The sequence below is a fragment of the Acinetobacter sp. ANC 4805 genome (genome assembly GCF_022549495.1).
Lineage (GTDB): Bacteria > Pseudomonadota > Gammaproteobacteria > Pseudomonadales > Moraxellaceae > Acinetobacter.
Genome location: NZ_JAKZGD010000016.1, coordinates 1 through 5513 on the forward strand (window position 1 = coordinate 1; position 5513 = coordinate 5513).

The following is a 5513-nucleotide window of genomic DNA, read 5'->3' on the forward strand; positions in this document are numbered from 1 at the left end:
GAAACAGAAGAAAACGATTTGGTTTAAGGATGAATTTAATTGCTGGGCTGATTAACTGGATGAGTCAAAATTAACTTTCGCAAGAGATCTAATATATTATTATTTTATATATTTATTAATAAATGTAATTAAATTAAAAAGTCATCATTATTTTTTTATTAATAATCATGGATTTGATTAATTGTAATAGATTGTATCAAGCAATTATTAAACCCTTTGTTTTTGTGAGCTATTTAACATTTTTTGTATTTGCTTTAAAGTTGTTTGGTGAACTGAGTAACTAGAAACAATAATTTAAAATTAAGCCAATAATGTAATTAAAAATAGTTAAAAATTAATAATATATAATATATAATGAGGAAGAGAATTATGTCTGAAATACAAATTATTTCCAAGGAAAGTCATAAAACCCTGGCAAATACAACGGCAAAAACTACTACATTATCTTCTGAGCCATCTGTTGTATTGGTCAAGATTCCTACAGCTGATATTTCAGCAGTGAAACGAGATGGAACAAATGCCATTGTTTTATTAAAGAATGGAGAAATGATTGTTATTCAAAATTTCTTCAGTGGGAGTGCAAGCCTAGATAATAGTCTTGTATTTCAAGGAGAAAATGGTCAGCTCATTTGGGCAAAATTTAAAGATGCAGAGAATGATGCTGATGCGGATAGTGATGCTGATGCAGACAGTGATTCAGATCAAGAAGGTGCAGTTTTTTTAGAAGAAACACCGGCAGCAGTGCCAGAAGTTGCTCAAGCCCCCGTTTCAGATGTTGTTTTTCAACCTATTCAGTCTGTAGAACCTCTACTCTATCATGAAGCCGGATTGAGCCCATGGTTATGGGCTATTCCTCTTGCAGTCGGTGGTATTGCTGCGGCTGCAGGCGGCGGTAGCGGAAATGATAATAACAATAATACCCCAGACACTACACCACCGAATACAAGTAATGTTGGATTCAATATCAATCCAGTCACTGCGGACAACGTGATCAATAGTGCTGAATCATCAGCTAATGTCACCATTATGGGAACGCTGACAAATATACCGGCAGATGCAGCGACTACGGTGGTGACAGTGGTTGTGAATGGCGTAAGTTATAACGCGACTGTAAACACTACGAATGGTACATGGAGTGTGAGTGTACCGGGCAGTGGATTATTGGCAGATGGAGATAAAGTCATTGATGCCACTGTGAAATTCACAGATGCGGCAGGGAATAGCAGCACAGTTAACGATAGCCAAAGCTATGGTGTGGATGTTACTGCACCGAATGCACCAGATATTAATCCAATCAATGCGACAGATCCGATTACAGGTACAGCAGAACCGGGTTCAACCGTGACCGTAACTTTCCCGGGTGGCGGTACAGCAGTTGTAGTTGCGGGACCAGACGGTAGTTGGACTGCGCCAAATCCTGGTTTAAATAACGGAGATACAGTTACCGCAGTTGCAACAGACCCAGCAGGAAACCCATCACAACCAGCAACAGAAACAGTCGATACACTTAGCCCAGTAACAGATAATGTTGGATTCAATATCAATCCAGTCACTGCGGACAACGTGATCAATAGTGCTGAATCATCAGCTAATGTCACCATTACAGGAACGCTGACAAATATCCCAGCAGATGCAGCGACTACAGTGGTGACAGTGGTTGTGAATGGCGTAAGTTATAACGCGACTGTAAACACTACGAATGGTACATGGAGTGTGAGTGTACCGGGCAGTGGATTATTGGCAGATGGAGATAAAGTCATTGATGCCACTGTGAAATTCACAGATGCGGCAGGGAATAGCAGCACAGTTAACGATAGTCAAAGTTATGGTGTGGATGTTACTGCACCGAATGCACCAGACATTGATCCAATCAATGCGACAGATCCGATTACAGGTACAGCAGAACCGGGTTCAACCGTGACCGTAACTTTCCCGGGCGGCGGTACAGCAGTTGTAGTTGCGGGACCAAACGGTAGTTGGACTGTGCCAAATCCTGGTTTAAATAACGGAGATACAGTTACCGCAGTTGCAACAGACCCAGCAGGCAACCCATCACAACCAGCAACAGAAACAGTCGATACACTTAGCCCAGTAACAGATAATGTTGGATTCAATATCAATCCAGTCACTGCGGACAATGTGATCAATATTGCTGAATCATCAAGTAATGTCACCATTACAGGAACGCTGACAAATATACCGGCAGATGCAGCGACTACAGTGGTGACAGTGGTTGTGAATGGCGTAAGTTATAACGCGACTGTAAACACTACGAATGGTACATGGAGTGTGAGTGTACCGGGCAGTGGATTATTGGCAGATGGAGATAAAGTCATTGATGCCACTGTGAAATTCACAGATGCGGCAGGGAATAGCAGCACAGTTAACGATAGCCAAAGCTATGGTGTGGATGTTACTGCACCAAATGTACCAGCACTTGATCCAATCAATGCAACAGATCCGATTACCGGTACAGCAGAACCGGGTTCAACCGTAACGGTGACTTTCCCAGACGGCAGTACTGCCCAAGCAGCGACTGATCCAGTGACTGGGGCATGGACTGTACCGAATCCGGGTAACTTGGTCGATGGTGATACGGTTACCGCAACCGCAACTGATCCAGCAGGCAACATCTCTCTACCAGCAACTGAAATTGTTGATGGAGACGGTTTAGCACCAGTCGTTGCGCTGAATGATGAGATCACCAATGATGCGACACCTGAATTGACTGGTACGATCAACGATCCAAATGCAAGCATTGTTGTGAATGTGAATGGAGTAGATTATCCAGCCACCAACAATGGTGATGGTACTTGGACCTTAGCAGACAATAGCTTGGCTGCGTTAGCAGAAGGCAGCTATAGCGTTACCGTGACTGCCACTGACTTAGCGGGCAATGTGGGTACGGATACAGGTACGATCACAATTGACCTGACTCCACCAAACGCACCAGACATTGATCCAATCAATGCGACAGATCCAATTACAGGTACAGCAGAACCGGGTTCAACCGTGACGGTAACCTTCCCAGATGGCAGTACTGCCCAAGCAGCGACTGATCCAGTGACTGGGGCGTGGACTGTACCGAATCCGGGTGGATTAACCAACGGAGAAACAGTTACTGCAACTGCGACTGACCCAGCAGGCAATACCTCAGTACCAGCCAGCGGCACAGTATCGAGTGATGTTACTGCACCAATGGTGAATGTCGATGACGTGTTAAGCAATGATGCAACCCCAGCTTTGATTGGAACAGTGAATGACCCAACAGCAACCATCGTGGTCAATGTAGACGGTGTGAACTACCCAGCCAGCAACAATGGCAATGGCACTTGGAGCTTGGCAGACAATAGCTTGCCAAACCTTGCTGATGGACCGCACACCATTACCGTCACGGCTACCGATGCAGCAGGCAATGTCGGAACAGATACCGCGGTATTAACGATTGATATCACTGCACCGAATGCACCAGTACTTGATCCAATCAATGCAACAGATCCGATTACCGGTACAGCAGAACCGGGTTCAACCGTGACGGTGACTTTCCCAGACGGCAGTACTGCCCAAGCAGCGACTGATCCGGTGACTGGAGCGTGGACTGTACTGAATCCGGGTAACTTGGTCGATGGTGATACGGTTACCGCAACCGCGACTGACCCAGCAGGCAATACCTCAGCACCAGCCAGCGGCACAGTATCGAGTGATGTCACTGCACCAATGGTGAATGTCGATGACGTGTTAAGCAATGATGCAACCCCAGGCTTGACTGGCACAGTGAATGATCCAACAGCAACCATCGTGGTCAATGTAGATGGTGTGAACTACCCAGCGACCAACAATGGCAATGGCACTTGGACCTTAGCAGACAATAGCTTGGCTGCGTTAGCAGAAGGCAGCTATAGCGTTACCGTGACTGCCACTGACTTAGCGGGCAATGTGGGTACGGATACAGGTACGATCACAATTGACCTGACTCCACCAAACGCACCAGACATTGATCCAATCAATGCGACAGATCCAATTACAGGTACAGCAGAACCAGGTTCAACCGTAACGGTGACTTTCCCAGACGGCAGTACTGCCCAAGCAGCGACTGATCCAGTGACTGGGGCATGGACTGTACCGAATCCGGGTAACTTGGTCGATGGTGATACGGTTACTGCAACCGCGACTGACCCAGCAGGCAACATCTCTCTACCAGCCAGCGGCACAGTATCGAGTGATGTTACTGCACCAATGGTGAATGTCGATGACGTGTTAAGCAATGATGCAACCCAAGCTTTGATTGGAACAGTGAATGACCCAACAGCAACCATCGTGGTCAATGTAGACGGTGTGAACTACCCAGCCAGCAACAATGGCAATGGCACTTGGAGCTTGGCAGACAATAGCTTGCCAAACCTTGCTGATGGACCGCACACCATTACCGTCACGGCTACCGATGCAGCAGGCAATGTCGGAACAGATACCGCGGTATTAACGATTGATACCACTGCACCGAATGCACCAGTACTTGATCCAATCAATGCGACAGATCCAATTACAGGTACAGCAGAACCAGGTTCAACCGTAACGGTGACTTTCCCAGACGGCAGTACTGCCCAAGCAGCGACTGATCCAGTGACTGGGGCATGGACTGTAGCGAATCCGGGTAATTTGGTGGATGGTGATACGGTTACCGCAACCGCAACTGATCCAGCAGGCAACATCTCTCTACCAGCAACTGAAATTGTTGATGGAGACGGTTTAGCACCAGTCGTTGCGCTGAATGATGAGATCACCAATGATGCGACACCTGAATTGACTGGTACGATCAACGATCCAAATGCAAGCATTGTTGTGAATGTGAATGGAGTAGATTATCCAGCCACCAATAATGGCGATGGTACTTGGACTTTAGCAGACAATAGCTTGGCTGCATTGGCAGAAGGCAGCTATAGCGTTACCGTGACTGCCACTGACTTAGCGGGCAATGTGGGTACGGATACAGGTACGATCACAATTGACCTGACTCCACCAAATGTACCAGCACTTGATCCAATCAATGCAACAGATCCGATTACCGGTACAGCAGAACCGGGTTCAACCGTAACGGTGACTTTCCCAGACGGCAGTACTGCCCAAGCAGCGACTGATCCGGTGACTGGAGCATGGACTGTACCGAATCCGGGTGGATTAACCAACGGAGAAACAGTTACTGCAACTGCGACTGACCCAGCAGGCAATACCTCAGCACCAGCCAGCGGCACAGTATTGAGTGATGTCACTGCACCAATGGTGAATGTCGATGACGTGTTAAGCAATGATGCAACCCCAGCTTTGATTGGAACAGTGAATGACCCAACAGCAACGATTGTGGTCAATGTAGATGGTGTGAACTACCCAGCGACCAACAATGGCAATGGCACTTGGAGCTTGGCAGACAATAGCTTGGCTGCATTGGCAGAAGGCAGCTATAGCGTTACCGTGACTGCCACTGACTTAGCGGGCAATGTGGGTACGGATACAGGTAC

At 46.9% G+C, this 5513-nt stretch carries 1 protein-coding gene; it reads left to right on the plus strand.

Annotated features, from left to right (window positions below):
* Positions 1 to 369 precede the first annotated feature (369 nt).
* Positions 370 to 5513, plus strand: a 5144-nt coding sequence (locus MMP60_RS15770; RefSeq protein WP_241337281.1) for an Ig-like domain-containing protein, incomplete at its 3' end; no start/stop codon positions are given.